Below are 22,114 nucleotides of genomic sequence, written 5' to 3'. Positions count from 1 at the left end.
GGGCAAGTAAGGGGTCTAATATCAACGCATCAGGGCACTTCCACGATGACATGAACCCTCGGTACTTCAGCAACCTGCTAAGGCCTTTTCCGAGTTTGAGCTGTCACTTATCTCCCGCTCTCGAGCCCGCGAAGGACGCGGGGGGTCGGCTCTGCATCAATGCACTTCTGCTGCGGCCCAAGCGCTGCTCTTTGTAAGCCGGCGTCGATGACTGGACTGCACCGTTATCCGCCATCGGATTTAGGACCATGCGACCGTCGGCAATGGGTCAAACCGTAAGTCGGCGTATGCCGAAAAGGGCGTCCCGACGCACGACGCCGTCATCGTCGGCAACTCGCCCTACCGCCGACGTTCGAGGGAGTCTCGTCGAACGTCCGCAAAGGCCGAATACTCACCTAACGCATTCGTTGCATGCGCGAAGCCATTGCGTTTCGCAGCAAACGCGGGCAGTAGAAGATTTATAGTCATCTAAATAGCCTTGCTTCCTCGCTGAATGATGATGCCAAGTAGGTGGGCTTACTTTCCAGTTCCGCTGCATTTGTCGAGATCGGGCATTGATCGCGCTCTTGAGAGTTATGCCAGTCCGAACGATGCGAGGATTCACCACACCGCTGACTTGCTGTCAAAATGGACGTCCACCACCTGTCCGACTGCAGAATGGAACTCAGACAACTACGCTATTTCCTGAGCGTCGTGAAACACGGAAGCATGGGCAAGGCAGCGCTGGAGCTCGGCGTGGTCACATCGGCACTCAGTCAGCAGATCAGCCGCCTCGAGGGCGAGCTGTCCACGCGTCTGCTGCAACGCACGTCGGGCGGCGTTGTGCCGACCGATGCGGGCCTCGCGTTCTGGCGTCAGGCGCAACTCGCACTGCGTCATATCGACGATGCTGCGCTCGCCGCGCGCTCCGCCCGCCTTTCCGGTCACGTGAGCGTCGGCATGGCGCCGAGCACGGCGAGCGTGTTAGGCGTCGCGTTCATGCAGGCCATGCGTACGCGTTACCCCGAAGTGCGGCTGCACATGGTCGAAAGTCTCTCCGGCTATCTCGCCTCCATGCTGAGCGCGCGTCAGATCGATCTTGCCGTGCTGTTCCGCGAGGAACCCGCGCAACGCTTCAGCATCATTCCGCTGCTCGACGAACGCCTGTTCCTGATCGGCTCGGGGGATCTCGACGGCATGCCCGCGAGCGCGTCCGTGCGGCTGAAGAATCTCGGCAGGCTGCCGCTCATTCTGCCCAGCGGCACGCATGGGCTGCGCTCCCTGCTGGCATCGGCGTTCAGGCGCGCGGAGTACGAGCCGAATATCGTCGCCGAAGTGGATGGGCTCGCGCTGCTGATGGACTTGGTGCGCAGCGGCTTGGGCGCGACCATTCAACCAGGCGCGGCACTCGCTCGGCGCGAGAATGTGCTCCTGACGAGCGTGCCCGTGGCGGAGCGGTACGCCACGCGCCCCAACATGATCGCCAGCATCTCCGATGACGAACTGTCGCCCGCCGGACTCGCCGCCCGCGTGGTGCTCGCCGACGTCATCCGTCAACTCGTGCAGGAAGGCCGCTGGCCCGGCGCGCGGCTGCGCGAGCCGGAGTCTTCACAAAAACTGAACACCTCTTGACGGCGCGCTGGTAGCGGGGCGGGGACGAGACCCTTACGATGCGTCCGAAAGGAGACAAGTCTAATGGTCGATGTGCTCGTAATCGGAGGAGGCAATGCCGCGTTATGCGCCGCATTGATGGCGCGTGAAGCCGGCGCGTCGGTCCTGCTGCTCGAATCGGCGCCCCGCGAATGGCGCGGCGGGAACTCGCAACACACCCGCAATCTGCGCTGCATGCACGACGCACCGCAAGACGTGCTCGTCGATGCCTATCCGGAAGAGGAGTTTTGGCAGGATCTGCTCAAGGTGACGGGCGGCATCACGGACGAGCATCTCGCCCAGCTGACCATTCGCGCGTCGTCAACGTGCCGTCCGTGGATGCAGAAGCACGGCGTGCGCTTCCAGCCGCCGCTGTCCGGCGCGCTGCACGTGGCGCGCACCAATGCGTTCTTCATGGGCGGCGGCAAGGCACTGCTCAACGCGTATTACCGGAGCGCGGAAGCGCTCGGCGTGCAGATCCACTACGAGACGCCCGTCGATTCGCTGGAACTCGACGGCGGCCGCTTCATCGCGGCGCGCAGTGGCAAGCGGCGCTTCGAAGCGCGCGCCTGCGTGCTGGCGGCAGGCGGGTTCGAGTCGAATCGTGAATGGCTGCGCGAAGCCTGGGGGCAGAACGACCGCGGCGAATGGCCCGCCGACAACTTCCTGATTCGCGGCACGCGCTTCAACAAGGGCGTGCTGATCAAGCATATGCGCGATGCCGGCGCGGACATGATCGGCGATCCGTCGCAGTCACACTGCGTCGCCATCGATGCGCGCGCACCGTTGTATGACGGCGGCATCTGCACGCGCATCGACTGTGTGTCGCTTGGCGTCGTCGTGAATCGCGACGCCCAGCGTTTCTACGATGAAGGCGAGGACTTCTGGCCCAAGCGCTATGCCATCTGGGGGCGGCTCGTCGCGCATCAGCCGGGACAGACCGGTTATTCGATCATCGACTCGAAAGCCATTGGCCGCTTCATGCCGCCGGTTTTTCCGGGCGAGAAGGCCGACACGCTGCCGGAACTGGCGCGCAAGCTCGGGCTGCCGGAAGCGCGCTTCATGGAAAGCCTCACGCGTTATAACGATGCCTGCCGCGTCGGCACCTTCGACCATACCGCGCTCGACGACTGCCACACGGAGGGCCTGACGCCGCCGAAGACGCACTGGGCGCGCCGTATCGATACGCCGCCGTTCTATGGCTACGCGTTGCGGCCCGGCATCACGTTTACGTACCTCGGCCTGAAGACCAATGACTGCGCGCAGGTTCACTTCGGCGGCGAAGCCAGCGACAACCTGTTCGTGGCCGGCGAGATGATGGCGGGCAACGTGCTCGGCAAGGGCTATACGGCGGGCGTCGGCATGTCGATCGGAACGGCCTTCGGGCGCATTGCCGGGACCCAGGCGGCGCGTGCCGCACTCAACACAACGGAGACAGCCAGTGCAGCAGCCTGACATGCTTGCGCCCGAACGCACGCGTACTGCGTCGCCGGGCGAGACGAACCCCACCACCCACGGCAAGACGGCGCGCATCATTCCCATCGTGCCGATGAGCAAGAGCGAAACCGAAGTCGCGCGTCAGATGCAGATCTGCAACGCGTGCCGCTATTGCGAAGGATTCTGCGCCGTCTTTCCAGCCATGACGCGCCGCCTCGAATTTGGAAAGTCGGACGTCAACTATCTGGCGAATCTTTGCCACAACTGCGGCGCGTGTTATCACGCGTGCCAGTACGCGCCGCCGCACGAGTTCGGCGTGAACGTCCCGAAAGCCATGGCCGAGGTGCGCCTGGAAACTTACACGGAATATGCGTTTCCCGGGTCGTTCGGCGCGCTCTACAAGCGCAACGGGCTGACGTTGTCGGTGGCGCTGGCGGCGGGGCTCGCGCTGTTTCTGCTGTTGGGCACGGCTTTGCACGGCGGTTTGTCGGGCGATGTCGTGCCGGCGAACTTCTACGCCATATTCCCGCATAACCTGCTGGCTGCCATGTTCGGCATCGTATTCCTGTCCGCCATTCTCGCGCTCGGCGTGGGCGTCACGCGTTTCTGGCACGACGTGTCGGCCGGAACGGCGAGCGCGAGCGCGCCTGCGGTCGCGGAAGCGGCGAAGAACGCGCTAACGCTCAAGTATCTCGATGGAGGCCACGGCGATGGCTGCAACGAAGACGACGACGCATTCACCCTCGCGCGGCGCCGGTTCCACCATCTGACGTTTTATGGCTTCATGCTGTGCTTCGCCGCCACCGCTGTCGCGACGCTCTATCACTATGCGTTCAGGCTGGAAGCGCCGTATCCGTTCTTCAGCGTGCCGGTGCTGCTGGGCACGGCGGGAGGCATCGGGTTGATCGTGGGGCCGGCGGGACTGTTGTGGCTGAACCTGAAGCGCGTGCCCGAACGGAGCGATGCCCGTCAGCATCTGATGGACCGCGGTTTCATTGCGCTCCTTTTGTTGACGAGCGCGTCCGGCCTCGCGCTGCTCGCGTTCCGCACGACGACCGCCATGCCGTGGCTGCTCGCGGTGCATCTGGGCATCGTGATGGCATTGTTCGCAACACTGCCTTACGGAAAGTTCGCACACGGCGTATTCCGTTCGGCGGCGCTGCTCAAATCGTCGATAGAAAAGCGGCAGCGCAACACAGTGAGCCTCGGTTCTGACTAGCATTGACAGCGCGCCGCGGGCGCTCTTCACGATAGATACACCGATAAGATTTAGGAGACGCAATGAAGTCGACAGAACCGATCGCCGCAACCTCTGGTGTTTCGCGCTCGACGCGCGCCGCCGCCGTGCTGCGTGTGACGAGCGGCAACTTCCTCGAACAGTTCGATTTCTTTCTCTTCGGTTTTTACGCAGCCTCCATTTCGAAGATCTTCTTTCCTTCGACCAGCGAATTTGCCTCGTTGATGCTCACCTTCGCCGTGTTCGGCGCGGGCTTTCTCATGCGTCCGCTAGGAGCGATCTTTCTCGGCGCGTATATCGACAAAGTAGGGCGGCGCACGGGGCTGATCGTTACGCTGTCGATCATGGCGAGCGGCACCATTCTGATTGCGTGCGTGCCGGGCTATGTGAGCATCGGCCTGCTTGCGCCGGCGCTCGTGTTGCTCGGGCGGCTGCTGCAGGGTTTCTCGGCGGGCGCGGAACTGGGCGGCGTGTCGGTCTATCTTGCGGAGATGGCGACGCCCGGGAACAAGGGCTTCTATACGAGCTGGCAGTCGGCGAGCCAGCAGGTCGCCATCGTCATGGCGGCGGCCATTGGCTATGGCCTGAACCAGTGGCTTTCCGCGCAGCAGATCGGCGCGTGGGGCTGGCGCGTGCCGTTCTTCATTGGCTGCGCGATTGTGCCGTTCCTGTTCATCCTGCGCCGTTCGCTGCAAGAAACGGCCGCGTTCGAAGCGCGGCGGCATCATCCGCAGGCGCGTGAAATCTTTTCGATGCTGCTCGCCAACTGGCGCACCGTCATCGGCGGCATGTTGTTGACGGCGATGACCACCACGACGTTCTACCTCATCACCGTCTATACACCGACTTTCGGCAAGTCGGTCCTCAAGCTGTCCACCTCGGATAGCCTGATGGTGACGCTGCTCGTGGCCGTATCGAACTTCATCTGGTTGCCGATTGGCGGCGCGGTGTCCGACCGCATTGGCCGCAAGCCGCTGTTGCTTGCCATTTCGGTGCTGGCGATCTTCACCGCGTATCCGGCGCTGTCCTGGCTTGCCGATGCACCGAGCTTCGCGCGCATGTTGATCGTGCTGCTGTGGTTTTCATTCTTCTTCGGCATGTACAACGGTGCGATGGTCGCCGCGCTGACGGAAGTCATGCCGGTGGAAGTGCGCGTCGCGGGTTTTTCCCTGGCGTTCAGTCTGGCGACAGCGGTGTTTGGCGGTTTTACGCCGGCGGTGTCCACGTACCTCATTCAGGTGACGCATGACAAGGCCGCGCCTGCGTACTGGCTGAGTTTCGCTGCGATTTGTGGTCTCTGTGCGACGCTGGGTTTGTATCGGCGCAGCGCGGGACGTAATGCTTCGGCGGCGTCGGCCTGATAAAGGATGTTTCGATGTGCGTCGGAAGGCCGGCCTTGCGGTATCTGCACGGTAAAAAGGACGCGCTTCCGACACCGTCGATAATGTCCAACGTTTCCTTGTCGTCGAATTGGACCGCGCAGATATGAAGCGGCAGCGGGACCGGCCCGAGACGGAGCGTTAAACCCCGTCGCACCATTTAATCAGTCCACGACGTTGAAACGGCCGGGGTCGTGAGCGTTTTGCCGAAAGACGCATCTGGACACTCGGCCATGCTGCTGGTTCGCCGATGAGGAAGTTGGCGAACGCGGATCCCAGCCGCGAACTCCTCTATGCTGATGTCGACGATCGGCTTGAGTTGTGAACCCCCGTTCGCCCTTATTTGGTAGGACTTGCTCCGCGGCATCCGTCGAACGCCTTCAGGCAAGCACGATGTCGCTCGCTCCTCCGGATTGCACCGTGATGTACACCACATCGTGGGCTGTTTCATTCTTCACGTGGTGCACGACACCTTCCTCGACGGTGTAATGGTCGCGCACCCGCCGACTAACGGTCCGATCGGCAATTCTCGTTTCAACGGTCAGAACGCCCTGCACGACAAGAAATCGGTCCTTCACGTGCGTGTGATGATGCCACTTTGTCTCGCCGCCCGGTGCAACGGTCGTCTGGGCGACGGCGTAACCGTCGGCCGTCAACAGGGTCTTATCGACTACCTTTTGATTAGCCAGGGGAATGTCTTTGTCGTTCATTGGAGTTTTGCCCTTTTCCACGAAAATCGATGGGCGCGCTCGCGTCCCAGAATACGCAGGTGCAAGCGCGGTTGGTTCGTTTATCCAGCGGCATCTAATATAGGGGGCAGTGCTTTTCCCTGGTAGCGACTAATTTGTGCACAATGACGCGAATTAAATTGACACCTTAGCCAGATGCGCCGACTGCCACCCCTCAATGCACTTCGCGCCTTCGACGCCGCAGCTCGTCACCTGAATATCTCGGCGGCAGCACGAGAGCTTCACGTCACTCACAGTGCCGTGAGCCATCAGGTCCGGCAACTGGAAGAATGGTTGGGCAAATCGCTCTTCATACGCCACGCGGGCGGTGTCCGTCTGACCCCTGAAGGGCAGAGCCTCAAGCAGGTTGCCGACCAGATCTTCTCGCAGCTGCAAGCGCATTGCGAAGAACTTGCGGAAGGGGCACCGGTCGCCGAGATTGTGCTGGGGGCGCCGGCAAGCTTCCTGTCCAACTGGCTTATTCCGCGCCTGGACCGCTTTGAGTCGGCTCATCCGCACGTGCGGGTCCGTCTACAGACAAGCGGAACCATAGAAGATCTCCAGAGGCAGGTCATCGACTGTCTCATCGTCAGTGGCCAAAACTGGCCCGCGAATGTTGATGCAGTCAGGCTCTTCGACGAGCATGTGGGTCCGGTGTGTGCGCCAGACTGGGCTCATCGCATCGGAGCACCGAAAGATTTGATCGGCCAACCGTTACTGCACACATCGTCGCGCCCGCACGCTTGGGAAGCATGGGCTGCGGGAAATGGGCTGGAACCTGCCTCATTCGCAAATGGCCGTCGATTCGATCAATTGTCGTTACTTCTCGAGGGTGCGGTCGCGCGTCTTGGTATTGCCATCGCCCCTGCAACGCTTGTACAGCGTGAAATTTCGCACGGGCGACTGATAGCCCCGCTCGGCTTCATAGCAACTGGCGCGACATTCGCCTTCTGTTCGATGGTCGGGTCTCCAAACGAAGCTGTTCGCGATTTTAGTGAATGGTTGCAAGAGGAATTGTCTGGTGCGACACCAGATAGTCCTTGTTGACCGCATAAGTATGGCTGAGCCAACCAGAAATCCGCTCGGCGGACCGCGGCAGCTTCAGCTTTACAGCGAAAACTCGCGCCCGCGTCTGGCTTGGCACCAATGTGCAAACCTTCGGCCGACGCGCCCGCTCGCAGGCGATCGCATCCGGTGGCTCGCTCCATAGCCGTGGCTACCTCCGTTGCGCTGCAACTCGCGACTTCTAGGAGCCCGCCCCCTGATCGCGTCGACGGGAATTTTTTCGATCCTATGTAGGACCTCGCTTGGGTGACGATAGCGACGCGGATTCCTCCGCGTCATTAACGAGCCCACCCGCAGCGTTGCGAAGGCAAGGAACCAACGCCGTGCTCAAACCTGCGAGATAGAGGTGCGTGCTGCGGATCGGTTCTGCAGTTCCGATGGAAACAAAGCCTCGCGAATGCCCGGCTCGCCGAGCTTTGTGCTCGAGTGGAAGCGGATTGTCTGGACGCCCATGCTCGCGAGGTATGCGGCACGTACTGCGTCCCATGCGATCATCCAACCCTGCGCCATCAGCGAGCAGCGGATCGTTGGCTTGCGCCGCATCTCTCAGACGCGAGTGAACTATGCGGTGTACGACCAGCGCCCGCCCCTTCTCTCCGTCATGAGCTTGACGATCGGACTCACGATACTGCTGCCCGCAAGGCGGCCATTGCCGCGCGATGTGCCGCCGTCGTCGATGTCGTGGCGTGCCGGGCGATTGTTCTAAATCCCACAATGGTCAGTTCCCGGCGCCTCTATTGATGATCTTCCCAGATGGCTTAATGTTGCACACACGGGTTTCGAAGGCAATGTCGGAGACCTGAAGATATCACTCCAGCTCGAGTATCGACCCGGTAGTCGTCTCGATGCAGAAATTTGGACGGAAGCAAGATGAGAAACGACGCGATGGATTTTCTCCGTGCCAGCGAGCAGGACGGTACGAACGAGCAGGCTCAAATTCCTGCGGGGCGGTACCGTCGCGGGCAGCGAAAGTCAGGCGAGCGCGCTGGCGAAGCGAACTGGGCGTGGGCGCATCAAATTGACTCGTACGACTGGATGGACAGGCACGATTTGCTTTGGATGTCGGACGGCTGCGCGTCGAACGACGCTAGCTCCCATCATGTTTTCCCAATGAAAGAATGAGGTCTCTGCACGCCGCGCCGGCCGTTTTTGGCATGGCTAGACACGGTCGCCACGTGACGCGTCCCTGTGATTCTGTTGGATTACGCGCGGGCATTGGTCCGGATGAATATCTTAGGAAGTGACGTTTGTAGCATTCGTGCTGACGGTTGGTGTCAACAGGTTAGTGGACGCGGCCATCAGCGGCAGCACGATAGGGCACAAGGCGCGGTGCCGCAGCGACGGATTGAGCGACGACGCTAGTCGCTGGACAGCTTTGACAACAGGATTCTCTCGGCGTCAGCGAGCAGGATGCGGGGCGTACTCGGAGATGAAAGTTTGGTCGCCGTGATCGGCGCGCCCGAGAACCACAGGATGAAAGCGTCGTGCCTCTGCAGCGAATGCAGTGCGCGTGCCGGGGCAGGTGAAGCTGACGTCAGCAACCATCTTTTCAGCTACATCGTGGATCTCGTCGACGCGCTTGCCGTCGCTAAAGGATGACGGCAGCTGCGTTAATGCCGCGGTGTGTTTCTTTGAACACGATGCTCGAAGCGTCGATGCTGAATGCCATGTCGTCGAATCCTGAGGTTTCGGCCAAGCAGGATTGCTTGACTAGTTCCTTCAGGCTACTGCCGGCTGGCAAAAGTCAAGGCGGGAGACTCGTGACGTTCGCGACCGGGCAAGTTGGAGGTCGTCGCCTTCATGCCGGGTCGCTATGCTCTCGCGACAGGAGCGCGTACGACCAACCTTACGCTACGCGAAATTGACCAACGGCGCTTGCCAGTTCGTTGGCCTGGGTCTGAAGCGCGGAAGCTGCGGCCGCCGACTGTTCGACCAGCGCCGCGTTTTGCTGCACCATCTCGTCGAGCTGCGCCACCGCACGGTTGATTTCGTGAATGCCGCGGGTCTGTTCGTCAGCCGCGTTCGTTACTTCTCCGATGATCGTTGTTACGCTGGAAACCCGGCCGACGATATCCGTCATCGTCTCGCCTGCCTGCTGAACCAGCGACGCGCCGGTGGAAACGCTCGTCACGCTGGAATTGATCAGTTCCTTGATCTCCTTCGCTGCCTGCGCACTGCGTTGAGCGAGCGTTCGCACTTCACCGGCTACGACAGCGAATCCACGACCATCCTCGCCTGCGCGTGCGGCCTCAACCGCAGCGTCCAGCGCGAGGATGTTCGTCTGGAAGGCGATCCCCTCAATCACGCCAATGATGTCGGCGATCTTGCCAGATGCACCTTCGATTTCATGCATCGTCGAAACAACGACGGAGACAACGGAGCCACCACGGGATGCAGCGCTCGCTGCGGTCGTCGCGGTTTGGTCCGCCTGCCGAGCTGCGCTGGCCGATTGCGTCACTGTGGACGTGATCTCTTCCATAGACGCAGCGGTCTCCTCGAGGCTTGCCGCTGCCGCTTCCGTGCGACTCGACAAATCGTGGTTGGCCGAGGCGATCTCGTTGGCGGCATGGCGCACCGCCTCGCTCGTATCACGGATCTGCACCATTACGCTATTCATCTTGCCGACGAACGCATTGAACGATAGGGCAATCTGCGCCACTTCGTCGTTGCCGGTCGCGGGCAGGCGCTGGGTGAGGTCTCCGCTGCCCGAGCCGATGCCTTCCATGGCGTCGCGCACTCTTGCAAGTCCTTTGAAGGCGATGCCGGTGACGCCGCCAATAATGGCGGCGGCGATCGCGGCGAGCACTGCCAGCGACATGACGGATCCAGTCAGCAGCGAACGCATTCCGGCGGTCGCTTCCGACTTGTCGCGCGCAACGAGTGTCACCCAACTGGTTCCCGGCACTGCGCGGGCCCGGACCAGCTTCGTCGCACCGCCGACGGTCGCCTCAATGGCAGGTGATTATTCCTGCGAGGCAGCGCTGATGGCGCTCGTCGTCAGTTCGTTGGAGAGGTCGGTCAAAGGTTTCAGTGTCAGCTTGGCATCGGCGGCAGCGACGATGTTGCCGCTACGGTCCAGCAACATGCCGAAGCTTGAGGGCGTCGGTTGGATCGACTTGACGTTCGCAACGACGCTATCCATGGCCACATCGCCCGACACGACGCCTTTGACCGTTCCGTCCCGGACGATCGGCGCGGCAAATGCAACCACGAGCTTGCCGGTGCCCACATCGACCTAAGGTGGCGTCACGGCCGGCTAGGGCGCGTGGTCGGCGACTGACTCTTGCGGCCCGTGTCTTCGCAGGTGTAACATGGCCCTGTGATTTAACTCGGCCATGTGAATTCACATGGCCATGTGAGCTCATCAGTGGATACGATTCCGTACACTCCCCCCGAAAACAGGGCGTTGAGCGCGTTCCGCGAGTTGTTCGGTAGCTCAGACTGGGAGATCAGCTTACCAGAGGGAGCCGACAGCGCGGAGGACGTCGTCCTCGTCGACGGGGACGACCACCGCTACCATGCCGTTCTGAAGTCGTTCAATGAAGGCCGTCCGGACCGAGTTACTGCGCTATTCGCGCAGGCACTGCTCGAAGCGCGGGGGCGCGCCAAGAAAGCCAACTTTCGTCCCGCAGTCCTGATCTGGGTCACCACTGCCTCCCGGTCGCTCGTTGAGCGCCTGATTGAGTTTCATCGGGAGTACGGCGACCGGGAACCGTTTGCTGTGCTCTCAACGGATGGGACGCAGTACGTCGAGTTTCCTGGGCTTCGTCTCTCCGAGCGTCCCGATCACTCAGCCGGTTCGCATCGGGGCGGTCACGGCGCTCCGCCGCGCCTGGTGTTCACGGATAGCTTCCAGTGGATGATCAAGCTCCTGCTTGCGGCTGACATCCAGCGCGAGGACCTGCTCGCTGCGGAAAGCGTCCGGTACAGCACCGCGACGGAACTCGCCCGCGCCGCTGGCGTTTCCACTATGACTGCGACCCGGCTAATCAATGCGCTGAAAGCGGAGGGGTTCCTTGAGTCGTCGCACTTTCTGACGTTGGTTCGCCGCCGGCAGTTGGCCGAGCGCTGGAAAGCCGAGTACCGCCAGCCGCCACTGGCTGTGGCGACAAAATTTGTGTCGCCTGCGCCGCCTGACGAGCAGCTTCGAAAGCTTCTTAAAAAGCACGCCGGCGTTATGGGCCTTTTTGATGCAGCCAAGGCCTTGGGCTACGGCCATGTAAAGGGCGGAACACCGACTATCTGGGTTCCCAACCTGAAGGAAGCCGAAAGCTGGCGGCCACTGCGCCCCGCTAAAGAGGGCGAGCGTCCCGATCTGATTCTTCAGCAGCTCAGTTTCCCTCAATCGGTGCAGAAAGGCGCGATCTTTCGAGATGGCCTCTGGGTCACGGACATCATTCAGACGTGGCTCGATGTGTCCGCGCATCCGGCCCGCGGGGCAGAACTGGCCTTCGAACTGGAACGCGGCGTCCTTGCAAGCGTCATTGGGGATAAGGTGTGAGCGACTTCGCCGAATTCAGCAAACTTGCTGTGACACTAGCGCCGTGGCGCTCGCAGATTGTCTTCGTTGGGGGCTGGGCCTACCGGCTTTACCGGTACGAGCCGCGCGCCTACAAGCCAGACTTCGCTGCGATCTTCACGCAAGACGCTGACGTTGCGTTTCCAGCGCGCGACGCGCTCGAGGGCGATATCAAGGAAGCCCTCGTCAACGCGGGCTTTAAAGAGGAGCCGAATTTCGCTGGCAATTTCCGGCCGCCGGCGATGCGCTACACACTCGGCGATGAGGCGAACGGTTTCTACGCCGAGTTCCTCACGCCATTGACGGGCAGCCCGATGCGGCGCAACAGCATCACCAAGCAATTTGAGCCGGACGCGACGCTGGCCAACGGCGGGGTAGTCGCCCAGAAATTGCGCCACCTTGAAGTGCTGTTGCATGAACCATGGCTTGTGACGATCCCTGCAGATGAGTCCGGACTACGCGAAGCCGTCGCCGACCTGCGCATCCCCAACCCCGTGAGCTTCATCATCCAAAAGCTGCTGATCCGGGACGACCGTGCCCGCGAAAAGCGCGCGCAGGATGTGCTTTACATCTACGACGCGCTGTACCTTTTCAGCGGCGGAATCGAAGATGACCTCCTGCCGGTCTGGAAAAGTCTTGAGGCAACGCTAACAGACGCTCAACGAAAATCCATCACCGCGGGCATCGATGTCCTGTTTTCTCGGGTAAACGATCTAATCCGCGAAGCGGTGACGATACCGACTGATCGCAAGATAGAGCCTGAGAACATGCTCAAACTGTGTCAGAACGGTTTCGAAGAACTGCTTGGCGGCGCGTAGGACCCACCCGTCAACACGACAAGCTTTCCGCCTAACGCCGATCTGGGTCCTGTGAGCAAAGAGCTCTTGAGACGGGAGCTTGACTCGTAAACTGCTTCACATCAGTTGTACTGACGACGAGGTCGTTTCTCGCTGTCTTCTTCCGATCCGGAACAGCACGTTATGAGACGGGAGATATTTGCGCTCGAAGACAAGCTAGATGAGATCGCGCCGCCGCGGCTCGTTTTTCTTTGACGGCCGATTGGCGCGCTGAGTGTGGTCAAGGCCTGAGGACAAGCGAATCTACGCCTCGCTTGTCTTCACGACGACGCGCTTACAGCAGCCCTACTGTACTGTCGTCGTTCGTGCGTGAGCATGGAAATTGTCAACAGCGATCGCTCGGACGCGGAGCATCCGGGCGGTGTACATTGGCAGCGTCGCGAGGGACGGAGATACGATGATGCCGGCGCTGGCAAACTTTCGACTTGCAATCGCAGTCTCACTCGCGTTCGTCGCGTTAGCGGCGCATTCACAGACCACCGACTTCTGGGGAACGCGTCTACCCGACCAGCCTACCCAGTTTATCTTCGGCTACGGCTCGCTCATCAACACGCCATCGCGCAATGAGACAGCCGGCAAGCCGGTAGCGGCGATTCCAGTGCGCGTTTCGGCGGCATTCGGCTACGTACGCAGTTGGAGCGATCGCTCGGGCTCCGGCTTCACTGCGCTAGGTTTGCGTCGTCCGTTAGAGGGCGAAGCGCCGATGACAATCAACGGCGTCATCTATCCCGTCGGCAATGACATGTCGGCATTCGACCAGCGCGAGAAGGGGTACGTGCGGCTCGAAGTGCCGCGGGCACTGATCGAGGCGGTGTCATGGCAGGCGCTGCCGTCGCAGGGAACCGTCTGGGTCTACGTTCCCAAGGTGGAAGGCGAGCAGCCGGGCGAACGGCTTCCGGTTCCGGACGCGAAGTTTCCGATTGTCGAATCCTACGTCGATGTCGTCATCGAAGGAGGTCTCGAGTACGGGGCGGACTTCGCACGCGAGATCATCGAGACGACGCGGGATTGGAGCGCATATTGGCTCAACGATCGCACACTGGCGCGCCGTCCGTGGGTGTTCGACAAGCAGTTCGCAAAGGTTGACGCGCTGCTCGCGACGACAGCTCCATGCTTCGCGCAGAGGGCCTTCTCGGAAGACTATGCCGCAAGGAGTGCGGACAAAGCGAGACACAAGGGAGGTGTGTGCGGTCGTTGAGTCACGAGTCGGCGCTTGCCACGCGACCGATCAGTCTCGCCGCCGATGGCTGCTGAGGCGATGCCGAACTGGGGCGTTTTCCGTAAGCAAGAAGCCAACGGTCGCGGAGCGGATCGAGCGCCTGCGCAAGTACCGGGGACGACTGGCGGCTGACTTTAAGTTCGACCGAGAAGCTCATCTCACAATTTTTAAGACGTGGCTCAAGCCAGGAAACCGACGCGGTTGCTGCATAGCTGGCGCCAAAGTCCGACCGCGTGCGGCGGCAGCGCGAGCAGTGTGCGAACACCTAGCATCGCGCCAGGCGCGGCCGTCGCGCTATACGCGACGCACGCTTTCCAGTCGATCTCACGCCACCACGACAAAACCTTCCCGAGATTACCCATGATCGCGGCGATCGCCATGATCGGAACGGCCTGTTGAGGGCCGTAGATGATCACGAGCACGGGCATCAGCAACATAGACGAACCCATGCCGATCACGCCGCTCAGAACACCAGCCATCAAACCCACGCTCAATACGATCGAGTATCCCATCAGGGTCTCCGCGAACCAGCGCAGATTTTCAATGCTGACGGGGGCAGGTGACTTCGCCCTCACGAATCGTCGGAAACGCGATCCCATCATCGCTTCGGCGATTCTTGGTTCCGAGCAGGTGTCCCACGTTCAACGTTGTGAGCCGGACTTCGAACGCCGCCCGCCATCGGCAGGCTGCAGCATGCGCGCAACACCGGATTGCACCGCAGGATAACTTCACTCAAATGGCGGGCGAACTATGCAACACTATTGTCACAATTCGGTTTTCGACAGCCTGGCGTCAGCGTCACGTCCATTTCAGAGGAAATCGATCCGCCGTGCTGATTCTTCTCAATCTGCTCTCAGGCGTCGCCCTTCTGGTCTGGGGCTCACATATCGTCCGTACCGGCATTCTCCGGGTGCTTGGCGCCGATCTCCGCGCCATTTTGGGGCGTAGCACCGGCAGCAAGGTGCGGGCATTTCTGGCGGGCATCGGCGTCACCAGCCTCGTGCAAAGTAGCAACGCCACCGCCGTCATCATCACGTCGTTCGCCGCACAGGGATTGGTGCCGCTGGCGGCTGGACTGACGGTCATGCTTGGCGCTGACGTCGGCACCGCGCTGATGGCGCGCGTGCTCACGCTCGATCTATCATGGCTCTCGCCGATTCTGATCCTGGTCGGGGTGCCTCTCTTTCTCACTCGAAAGCAGACGCGAGCAGGGCAGGTGGGGCGCACGATCATCGGACTCGGTTTGATCCTTCTGGCGCTGCATCTCATCGTCGAAGCGGCTCAACCCATGATGCAGGGCGCGGGAGTGAGGGTGATGTTCGGCGCGCTCACGGGCGACACGATGCTGGACGCGCTCGTGGGCGCTGGCTTCGCAATGTTGTCCTACTCGAGCCTCGCTGCGGTTCTGCTGACAGCCACACTGGCGTCGTCCGGCGTGATCTCGCTGAAGGTCGCCTTGTGCCTGGTCGTCGGCGCGAATCTGGGCAGCGGCCTCCTCGCCTTGCTCAATGCGTTGCCGCAGAACGCGGCGGCACGACGTCTTTCCGCTGGCAGCTTCGCATTCAAGCTGGCGGGGGCGATCATCATTCTGCCGTTTGCATCGCTGCTCGCACGCGGATTGCCGCTTGTGATCACCAATCCGCGCGAAGCCGTGGTGGGATTCCATGTGATCTACAACACCATACGCTGCTGCGCGTGCCTCTCACTCGTCGATCGGGTCGCCGCGATCAGCCGCCGGTTACTGCCCGATCGGACGGTGACGACCGGCGAGTTGCGTCCGCTGTACCTCGATCCGGCCGGTCTTGCAACGCCGAGCCTGGCGTTGGCGAATGCGTCGCGCGAAGTGCTCCGCATCGGTGACATCGTGCGCGCCATGCTCGATAACGTTTCGGATCTCCTCAGGCGCAACGATCTCGCCGTCGCCCGCGAGACGATGCGCATGGATGACGATGTCGACCAGCTTTATGCGGAAGTAAAAAACTATCTGACGCTGATCTCTCGCGAGCAGCTTGACGAGTCGGAAAGCCGTCGCTGGACCGACATCATTTCGTTGACGATCAATCTCGAGCATGCGGGAGATATCATCGAGCGAATTGTGAGCGACATCGAGGAGAAGAAAATCTCCCAGCGTCTCGCTTTCTCCGAGCAGGGCCTCGGCGAACTCGACGATCTGCATGCAAGGCTCATCAGCAACCTGCGGTTGGGACTGTCTGTCTTTCTTAATAACGACCTGCGATGTGCCGAACAGTTGCTGGCGGAAAAGGAGCGCTTTCGCGATCTGGAGCGGGCGTATTCGCACGAGCATCTCGATCGCCTCGCGGGACAGTCGCTGCGCAGCATGGAAACCAGCGCCCTGCACCTCGATCTCATCGGCAATATGAAACGATTGAACTCGCTCTTCTGTTCGACGGCGTATCCGGTGCTCGACGCGGCGGGCGCATTGCATGACACACGCTTGCGCAGGCGTTCCCTCGACACGCTGCACGTCAAGGAGTGAAGCCGCTCGCTCAAGCACCAAGACGCCCGTGCCTTTCTCTCGGCTTGTCCCACGACAACCTCCTCATGGTCGATGCAAACGTGCATTGTCAGCTCGCGACCGCGTGCGGAAACGGACTCAGGAATAGGGATGAGGGTATCGGCACGGATTTGAAGGGCATCCTCACTCAGCAGCTACAATATGTCCCTTTCGTGAAAGTCAAAGGTCTGACTTATTTCGGGGGATTTCATGTTCGGTAAGTTCATGCCCACCGAGGGCAGGTTTTTCGAGATCTTCAACGCGCATGCAGTCTGCATCGTCGCGGCGGGCAAGGAACTCGAGTTGCTGATCGATAATCTGCAGGACGCGGAAATCTATAAGGGGAACCTGCAGAAGGCCGAGAAGGAGGCCGACAGACTCACCCGTGAGACGATGGATCTGTTGCACAAGACGTTCATCACGCCCTTCGACCGCGACGTCATTCACAAGCTGATCACCACCATGGACGATATCCTCGATTTGATGGAGGACGTCGCCACCGTTATCTCTCTCTACGACGTGCGAGCTCTCAGCTCCGAAGCAAGTCAGCTCGCGCACATTTGCACTGCGACCGCGGAGCGTGTGCAGTTCGCCGTGGGCCTGCTATCGAACATGAAGCAAACGCCCCAGATCCTGAAGGCCTGCGAAGACATCGACCGACTGGAATCTGACGCAGACCGCGTCCTTCGCTCCGCGATGTCGAAGCTCTTCCGCGAAGAAGATGACGTCAAGACGCTGATCAAGCTCAAGGCGGTCTACGAGTTGCTCGAGACCATCACCGACAGATGCGAGGATGTCGCGGACATTCTCCAGGGCATCGTACTGGAAAACGCTTGATGCAGTCCGTCCAGCTCGCAGTCTGGGTGGTCGTTCTGCTGGTCGCGATCGCGCTCGTGTTCGACTTCATGAACGGCTTTCACGACGCAGCGAATTCGATCGCCACGGTCGTGTCGACTGGCGTATTGAAACCGCAACAAGCAGTGGCGTTCGCTGCAACATTCAACGTCATTGCCTATTTCGTCTTCCATCTGAAAGTAGCGCAGACGGTCGGTAAGGGCACGATCGATCCATTAATCGTTGATCATTATGTGATCTTCGGCGCGCTCTTCGGTGCAATCGGGTGGAACGTAATTACCTGGGTGTACGGCATTCCGTCGAGTTCGTCACATGCGCTGATCGGCGGCCTGGTCGGCTCGGCACTCGCGAAATCGGGGTGGGGCGCACTCAACTATGACGGGCTCCTCAAGACGGTTGCGTTCATCTTCATCTCGCCGCTGCTTGGCTTCGTGCTCGGGTCATGCTTCATGCTGGCCGTCTCATGGCTGTATTTCCGCACACCACCCAGCAAGGTGGATCGCCGCTTCCGGCGGGTGCAATTGCTCTCGGCGGGTCTCTACAGCCTGGGGCACGGTGGCAATGACGCGCAGAAGACGATCGGGATCATCTGGATGCTGCTGATCGCAACCGGATACGCGTCGGCTACCGCCGATGCGCCTCCCGTATGGGTAATTGGCGGCTGCTATCTGTCGATGGGCATCGGCACGCTTTTCGGTGGCTGGCGCATCGTTCGCACGATGGGGCAGAAAATCACCAAGCTCAGGCCCGTGGGAGGATTCTGCGCGGAGTCGGGTGGCGCACTGACGCTTTTCACGGCATCGTGGCTCGGAATTCCCGTATCCACGACCCACACGATCACCGGAGCAATCGTCGGCGTTGGCGCGACGCAAAAGCTGAGCGCGGTCCGCTGGGGCGTCGCGGGCAAAATCGTGTGGGCGTGGGTGCTAACGATCCCGGCGTCCGCTGCGATGGCCGCGGCGGGATGGTGGGTCGCTACGCACGCGCTGTGAGCGGCGCCAACCATCGCGACAATCCATCAGCAGAGCAGGTCGTCAACCATCCGTCGGGCTGCCATGAAGCCGCCGTCAAGCGCCGCCGCTTTGCTGGCGAATGCGCGTCCGCCCGCTTCACCCAGCCTCAGAGGCGAGAACCGGGACAAGGCGGTCCCAGGTTGACAGATGCGCACCACCGCAACGTATCCGAGTGGATCGGCGGAGCACGACGAGCGGTGCAAATTACGCTCGATGGCAATCTGAAGGGTGAAGCCGTTGTATTCGTACGTCTGGGGCATGGTATGCCTCTGCATCTGGCGCGCGGTTGCTGACCACACGCGGCGCGCCTTTCCGAGCGAGCGCGTGCGGGAAGCGAAAGCTCTCTTGCCGACCCGAACTACGGATGGCCCCTTCGCTACAAATGGCGCGATTGTGACATATCTGTGACAAGGAGGGGGAAATCGATCTGTGCGTGCGTCACCGGGCAGCGTGTCTCGCAGTGCGGCGAGGTGGCGCAGCGCGAACACGATTGCCGCGATGCCGCCTTTCATGTCGGAAACGCCGAGGCCGTAGAGCTTGCCATCGCGGACCTCGCCTTTCGGGTCGGCGCTCCAGCGATCCGCGTCGACGAGCGGAAAAGTGTCGAGATGGCCGTTGAAGACGAGTCGCCGTCCGGGCGTCATGCCGCGTACCCGCACGACGAGGTTCATCACGTGCGGCAGAGTGCCGTATCGCGTGATCTCGACGTCAGTGCCCTCCAGCATTGCCTCGATGCGTCGAGCGACGGAGTGGGTGTCGCCGGGCGGGTAATGGCTCGGCTCGGCGACGAGCGCACGCGCCAGATCGACGACTTCCTGACTGCTTGCGGCGACCGCGCGCGCAAGGGTGCGTCGCAGATCGGATGCTTCGGCGCCGAGGGCGACGAGAACGTCGGCTTGCATGGACGACCTCCGTGGATCCACTGCGTTTCCTGCGCGCAGAGGCGCGTCGGGCAGGAATCCATGGTCCGTGACCGATGGCGGCAAGTCGATTCAAACAAAAATGCGGAGGTATAAGTAGAACTTAACTGCGTGCGAACTTTGAGCAACATCTACGCGGGCGTCGCTCGGCTGGTAGCGTCCCAGGTCGATGGCATGACGCCGCGCCCGAGCGGCCCGATGTTAGACTAATAGTTCGAGTCTCGTCATCGCGACGAAGAGCGCCCTTCCATATCGAACGAGCGGCCGCCTGTGCCCGTCGTGCCCGTCGCATCAAGCACTTTTCCGGTCCGACGTTTCGTTTGCACTTCAACGAGGAGGAGAGTTTAGATGGACGAACAAGGCGTTCTTACCCCAATTGTCACGGGTACCTGCGCTCGCTGCGGTGGCAAGGTACTGCGGCCGGATTCGTCCTGTCCTCATTGCGGTGCGCCTGCGCGGTTAGTGGTCAGCGATCGTGCACCCGCCGCGGCGAAGCCTGGCTCATCAGTGCATGGCGCACCACACGGGCGTGTAGATGTTCCGCCTTACCCCCCGCTGTGGCCGCGCCAAAACGCATCCTCGGGTGCATCGAACGACGCCGTTTATCCCGACGACGAGGTCTGTCCGCCACCGCACTGCGATACCGGTCGTCGGCGCATGAAAAAGGGGGCAGCGCTCACGCTCGGGGTGGCCTTCGTACTCGTCTGCGGATCGGGACTCTTGTACTGGATTCAGAATCATGAAACGCACAAAGAGCCGACCAGAACGATCGCCGCGCGAGGCATGGTGACGCCGAACTATTCGAATCGGCCCGCGCAGGCCACGACCATGCCGCAGGTTCCGACGGTTGCCGCAAACTCGGAAGCGCCGCCGAGTGACAAGGTATCCGCCGACAAAAATCAGAAGTCGATACAGCTCGCGCTCGCGCGAGCGCACGATGGTCTCGGAAAGAACAACCTGCAACTGGCGCGGTCCGGCATTTTTTGGGCACTTTCGTTGCAGCCAGACAATCCCGAGGCCCTCCGGCTCAAGCAGGATCTGCTGTCACGGGAGAGGGCTCGCAATGCGGCCTTGAAGGCGGCACGCGGCTGCGTCGTACAGGAGCGTGCCATGTGTGCCTGGCAAAATGCCAACACTGCGCTGTCGATCGATTCGAGCAGCAACGAAGCGAAGGGACTCGTCGCGCGCTCGATGCACTAGAGCATCCAGCGGCTGTAGTAGCACTTCGGACTCAGGCTGTTCAGCCGGACTACGCGCTCGTTGACGCTGACGGCGTAGGGGCGTGATGTTCTAGAGCGCACGCGCGTTTATTGCGCGAGGCTCTGGTCCGACGTCAACTGACCGCGATTCCGGGCCGTCCAGATCCTGCGCGTGACGTTAATCTTCATGTGTTGCGTGATCGCCGAGCTGTCGAGGCTTATCGGCCGCAAGAAGCCCGGCGCGACGCGCTTTGGGCCTATTCCTGAGCGGCTCGAATAAACGGCTTCCTCTGACCGTTACAAATACGAAGCTGAATCTGGCCAACTACTGGTCACCCGCGCGTGATGAACTGGAGAAGATCGTCAGCGATAATGCCATTCGCGGCTAGATGATGGGCTTGCCGCCCGTCACCGCGACGGTCGCGCCCGACACATAGCTCGACTCGTCCGACGCGAGCATCACATAGGCAGGGGCGAGTTCGGCGGGCTGGCCGGGGCGCTTCATCGGCGTCTGCATGCCGAAGTTCTCGACGCTCGACGGCGGCATGGTCGATGGAATAAGCGGCGTCCAGATCGGCCCAGGCGCCACGCAGTTCGCGCGGATGCCGCGTTCGGCCAGCAGTTGCGCGAGCCCGCCAGTGAAGTTCTGAATCGCGCCCTTGGTGCTCGCGTACGCGATCAGTCCGGGATTCGGCGCATCGGCATTGACCGACGTGGTATTGACGATCGCGCCGCCGGTCTTCATGTACGCGAGCGCCGCTTTGGTGATGCGGAACATCGCGCCGATGTTGGTGGAATAGGTCTTGTCCCATTCGTCGTCGCTGATGTCCTCGAGCTTGTCGTAGGTCGCCTGATAGGCTGCATTGTTCACCAGCACGTCGATGCGCCCGAACGTTTCCGCCGTCTTCTCGACGAGCTGCCGGCAATGCTCGCGGTCGGTGATGTCGCCGGGCAAGAGCAGAGTCCGCCGTCCCGCTTGCTCGACCCACCGCGCGGTTTCCTCGGCGTCGCCGTGCTCGTTAAGATAGGCGATGGCAATATCCGCGCCTTCGCGCGCATAGGCGATTGCCACCGCGCGTCCGATGCCGCTGTCCGCGCCGGTGATGAGCGCGACCTTGCCCATGAGTCGGCCGCTGCCCTTGTAGCTCGCTTCGCCGTGATCCGGCGGAGGGTCCATCGGAGCGGTGAGTCCTGGGCGGTTGTCCTGCTGCTGCGGTGGCAGAGGCGGGCGGGGATAGTCAGTGTCGTTCATGTTGCGCTCCTGGATTTTATGCGGCGGTTTTCAGCACGACCTTGGTCCAGCCGTTCTTGCGCTCGTCGAAGTTGCGTTAACCTTCGGGCGCCTGTTCGAGCGGCATTTCGTGCAACACGATCTGCGAAAGCTGCACCTTGCCTGCGGCGATTAGATCGCGCACCTTGCGGTTGTAAGGGTCGCCATGCTCTGGCCCTTCCTACAGAAGACTCGCACCCTCGACCGCGCGCTGGGCAGGTCCTTTACGACGACGTTGCGCGGTTCATCATAGACGAGTGCTTTCGTTCAAG

General features: G+C 61.3%; 16 protein-coding genes and 2 pseudogenes. 13 read left to right on the top strand and 5 right to left on the bottom strand.

The genetic code is table 11. The annotated features are described in order from the left end of the window. Positions 1-657 precede the first annotated feature (657 nt). The 4 genes from AWB76_RS32280 (at position 658) to AWB76_RS32265 (ending at position 5,664) form a co-directional block, all read left to right on the top strand. The gene (locus AWB76_RS32280; protein WP_061164170.1) at positions 658-1,611 is read left to right on the top strand and encodes a LysR family transcriptional regulator; all 954 of its coding nucleotides are present in this window, start codon (positions 658-660) and stop codon (positions 1,609-1,611) included. A gap of 63 nt (positions 1,612-1,674) precedes the next feature. Continuing rightward, positions 1,675-3,084 carry an FAD-dependent tricarballylate dehydrogenase TcuA gene (gene tcuA, locus AWB76_RS32275; RefSeq protein ID WP_061164169.1) on the top strand — a complete coding sequence of 470 codons (1,410 nt, stop codon included), beginning with the start codon at positions 1,675-1,677 and terminating at the stop codon, positions 3,082-3,084. Then, entirely contained in the window at positions 3,071-4,285 is a 1,215-nt protein-coding gene (gene tcuB / locus AWB76_RS32270) for a tricarballylate utilization 4Fe-4S protein TcuB (protein ID WP_061164168.1), read from the top strand. The genes tcuA and tcuB overlap by 14 nt, the downstream gene beginning before the upstream one ends. Positions 4,286-4,347: 62 nt before the next feature. Beyond that, positions 4,348-5,664, top strand: coding sequence for an MFS transporter (locus AWB76_RS32265; RefSeq protein ID WP_061164167.1), 1,317 nt, complete (start codon positions 4,348-4,350; stop codon positions 5,662-5,664). 398 nt (positions 5,665-6,062) lie between these two features. On the opposite strand, the gene AWB76_RS32255 is transcribed toward AWB76_RS32265, so the two are convergent. Continuing rightward, positions 6,063-6,392 carry a cupin domain-containing protein gene (locus tag AWB76_RS32255; protein ID WP_061164165.1) on the bottom strand — a complete coding sequence of 110 codons (330 nt, stop codon included), beginning with the start codon at positions 6,390-6,392 and terminating at the stop codon, positions 6,063-6,065. Between the two features lie 174 nt (positions 6,393-6,566). On the opposite strand from AWB76_RS32255, the gene AWB76_RS39620 reads away from it, so the two are divergent. Continuing rightward, positions 6,567-7,457 carry a LysR substrate-binding domain-containing protein gene (locus AWB76_RS39620; RefSeq protein WP_074171457.1) on the top strand — a complete coding sequence of 297 codons (891 nt, stop codon included), beginning with the start codon at positions 6,567-6,569 and terminating at the stop codon, positions 7,455-7,457. A gap of 888 nt (positions 7,458-8,345) precedes the next feature. Further along, positions 8,346-8,597: a hypothetical protein gene (locus AWB76_RS32240; protein WP_157696256.1), complete on the top strand. Its 252-nt coding sequence runs from the start codon at positions 8,346-8,348 to the stop codon at positions 8,595-8,597. 724 nt (positions 8,598-9,321) lie between these two features. Here the strand turns inward: AWB76_RS32240 and AWB76_RS32230 are convergent. Further along, positions 9,322-10,731: pseudogene (locus tag AWB76_RS32230) on the bottom strand (methyl-accepting chemotaxis protein); the annotation flags it as partial. A gap of 111 nt (positions 10,732-10,842) precedes the next feature. Here AWB76_RS32230 and AWB76_RS32225 point away from each other — a divergent pair. From AWB76_RS32225 to AWB76_RS32215, 3 genes are all read left to right on the top strand, one after another. Next, complete coding sequence (locus tag AWB76_RS32225; RefSeq protein WP_061164160.1) at positions 10,843-11,976, top strand: MurR/RpiR family transcriptional regulator; 1,134 nt, start codon at positions 10,843-10,845, stop codon at positions 11,974-11,976. Next, a complete protein-coding gene (locus AWB76_RS32220; protein ID WP_061164159.1) occupies positions 11,973-12,812 on the top strand; it encodes a GSU2403 family nucleotidyltransferase fold protein in 840 nt (279 codons plus the stop codon). The genes AWB76_RS32225 and AWB76_RS32220 overlap by 4 nt, the downstream gene beginning before the upstream one ends. A gap of 436 nt (positions 12,813-13,248) precedes the next feature. Beyond that, positions 13,249-14,049: a gamma-glutamylcyclotransferase family protein gene (locus AWB76_RS32215; RefSeq protein ID WP_244173534.1), complete on the top strand. Its 801-nt coding sequence runs from the start codon at positions 13,249-13,251 to the stop codon at positions 14,047-14,049. A 248-nt stretch (positions 14,050-14,297) separates the two neighbouring features. On the opposite strand, the pseudogene AWB76_RS32210 reads toward AWB76_RS32215, so the two are convergent. Next, positions 14,298-14,582, bottom strand: a pseudogene (locus AWB76_RS32210) (TSUP family transporter); the annotation flags it as partial. Positions 14,583-14,899: 317 nt separating this feature from the next. Between AWB76_RS32210 and AWB76_RS32205 the strand changes: the two are divergent. The 3 genes from AWB76_RS32205 to AWB76_RS32195 all read left to right on the top strand — a co-directional run bounded on the left by AWB76_RS32205 (position 14,900) and on the right by AWB76_RS32195 (position 18,432). Beyond that, complete coding sequence (locus AWB76_RS32205; RefSeq protein WP_061164158.1) at positions 14,900-16,567, top strand: Na/Pi cotransporter family protein; 1,668 nt, start codon at positions 14,900-14,902, stop codon at positions 16,565-16,567. Between the two features lie 228 nt (positions 16,568-16,795). After that, positions 16,796-17,422 carry a DUF47 domain-containing protein gene (locus AWB76_RS32200; RefSeq protein ID WP_061164157.1) on the top strand — a complete coding sequence of 209 codons (627 nt, stop codon included), beginning with the start codon at positions 16,796-16,798 and terminating at the stop codon, positions 17,420-17,422. Continuing rightward, positions 17,422-18,432, top strand: coding sequence for an inorganic phosphate transporter (locus AWB76_RS32195; RefSeq protein ID WP_061164156.1), 1,011 nt, complete (start codon positions 17,422-17,424; stop codon positions 18,430-18,432). The genes AWB76_RS32200 and AWB76_RS32195 overlap by 1 nt, the downstream gene beginning before the upstream one ends. Positions 18,433-18,458: 26 nt before the next feature. On the opposite strand, the gene AWB76_RS42395 is transcribed toward AWB76_RS32195, so the two are convergent. Continuing rightward, positions 18,459-19,355, bottom strand: a complete 897-nt coding sequence (locus tag AWB76_RS42395) for a M20 family metallopeptidase (RefSeq protein WP_244173532.1) — start codon at positions 19,353-19,355, stop codon at positions 18,459-18,461. A gap of 366 nt (positions 19,356-19,721) precedes the next feature. On the opposite strand from AWB76_RS42395, the gene AWB76_RS41240 reads away from it, so the two are divergent. Then, a complete protein-coding gene (locus tag AWB76_RS41240; protein WP_157696254.1) occupies positions 19,722-20,573 on the top strand; it encodes a hypothetical protein in 852 nt (283 codons plus the stop codon). A 384-nt stretch (positions 20,574-20,957) separates the two neighbouring features. Here AWB76_RS41240 and AWB76_RS32180 read toward each other — a convergent pair whose 3' ends face one another. Beyond that, positions 20,958-21,824: a glucose 1-dehydrogenase gene (locus AWB76_RS32180; protein ID WP_061164154.1), complete on the bottom strand. Its 867-nt coding sequence runs from the start codon at positions 21,822-21,824 to the stop codon at positions 20,958-20,960. Positions 21,825-22,114 lie beyond the last annotated feature (290 nt).

The organism is Caballeronia temeraria (assembly GCF_001544795.2).
Classification (GTDB): domain Bacteria; phylum Pseudomonadota; class Gammaproteobacteria; order Burkholderiales; family Burkholderiaceae; genus Caballeronia; species Caballeronia temeraria.
This window is presented reverse-complemented; position numbering and strand designations above follow the sequence as displayed.

Bases quoted from the DNA above. Each gene is read 5' to 3' on its own strand.
- AWB76_RS41240 (WP_157696254.1), top strand. From the start codon at position 19,722: ATGGACGAACAAGGCGTTCTTACCCCAATTGTCACGGGTACCTGCGCT.
- AWB76_RS32200 (WP_061164157.1), top strand. From the start codon at position 16,796: ATGTTCGGTAAGTTCATGCCCACCGAGGGCAGGTTTTTCGAGATCTTC.
- AWB76_RS32240 (WP_157696256.1), top strand. From the start codon at position 8,346: ATGAGAAACGACGCGATGGATTTTCTCCGTGCCAGCGAGCAGGACGGT.
- AWB76_RS32280 (WP_061164170.1), top strand. From the start codon at position 658: ATGGAACTCAGACAACTACGCTATTTCCTGAGCGTCGTGAAACACGGA.
- AWB76_RS39620 (WP_074171457.1), top strand. From the start codon at position 6,567: ATGCGCCGACTGCCACCCCTCAATGCACTTCGCGCCTTCGACGCCGCA.
- AWB76_RS32255 (WP_061164165.1), bottom strand. From the start codon at position 6,392: ATGAACGACAAAGACATTCCCCTGGCTAATCAAAAGGTAGTCGATAAG.
- AWB76_RS42395 (WP_244173532.1), bottom strand. From the start codon at position 19,355: ATGCAAGCCGACGTTCTCGTCGCCCTCGGCGCCGAAGCATCCGATCTG.
- tcuA (WP_061164169.1), top strand. From the start codon at position 1,675: ATGGTCGATGTGCTCGTAATCGGAGGAGGCAATGCCGCGTTATGCGCC.
- AWB76_RS32195 (WP_061164156.1), top strand. From the start codon at position 17,422: ATGCAGTCCGTCCAGCTCGCAGTCTGGGTGGTCGTTCTGCTGGTCGCG.
- AWB76_RS32215 (WP_244173534.1), top strand. From the start codon at position 13,249: ATGATGCCGGCGCTGGCAAACTTTCGACTTGCAATCGCAGTCTCACTC.
- AWB76_RS32265 (WP_061164167.1), top strand. From the start codon at position 4,348: ATGAAGTCGACAGAACCGATCGCCGCAACCTCTGGTGTTTCGCGCTCG.
- AWB76_RS32180 (WP_061164154.1), bottom strand. From the start codon at position 21,824: ATGAACGACACTGACTATCCCCGCCCGCCTCTGCCACCGCAGCAGCAG.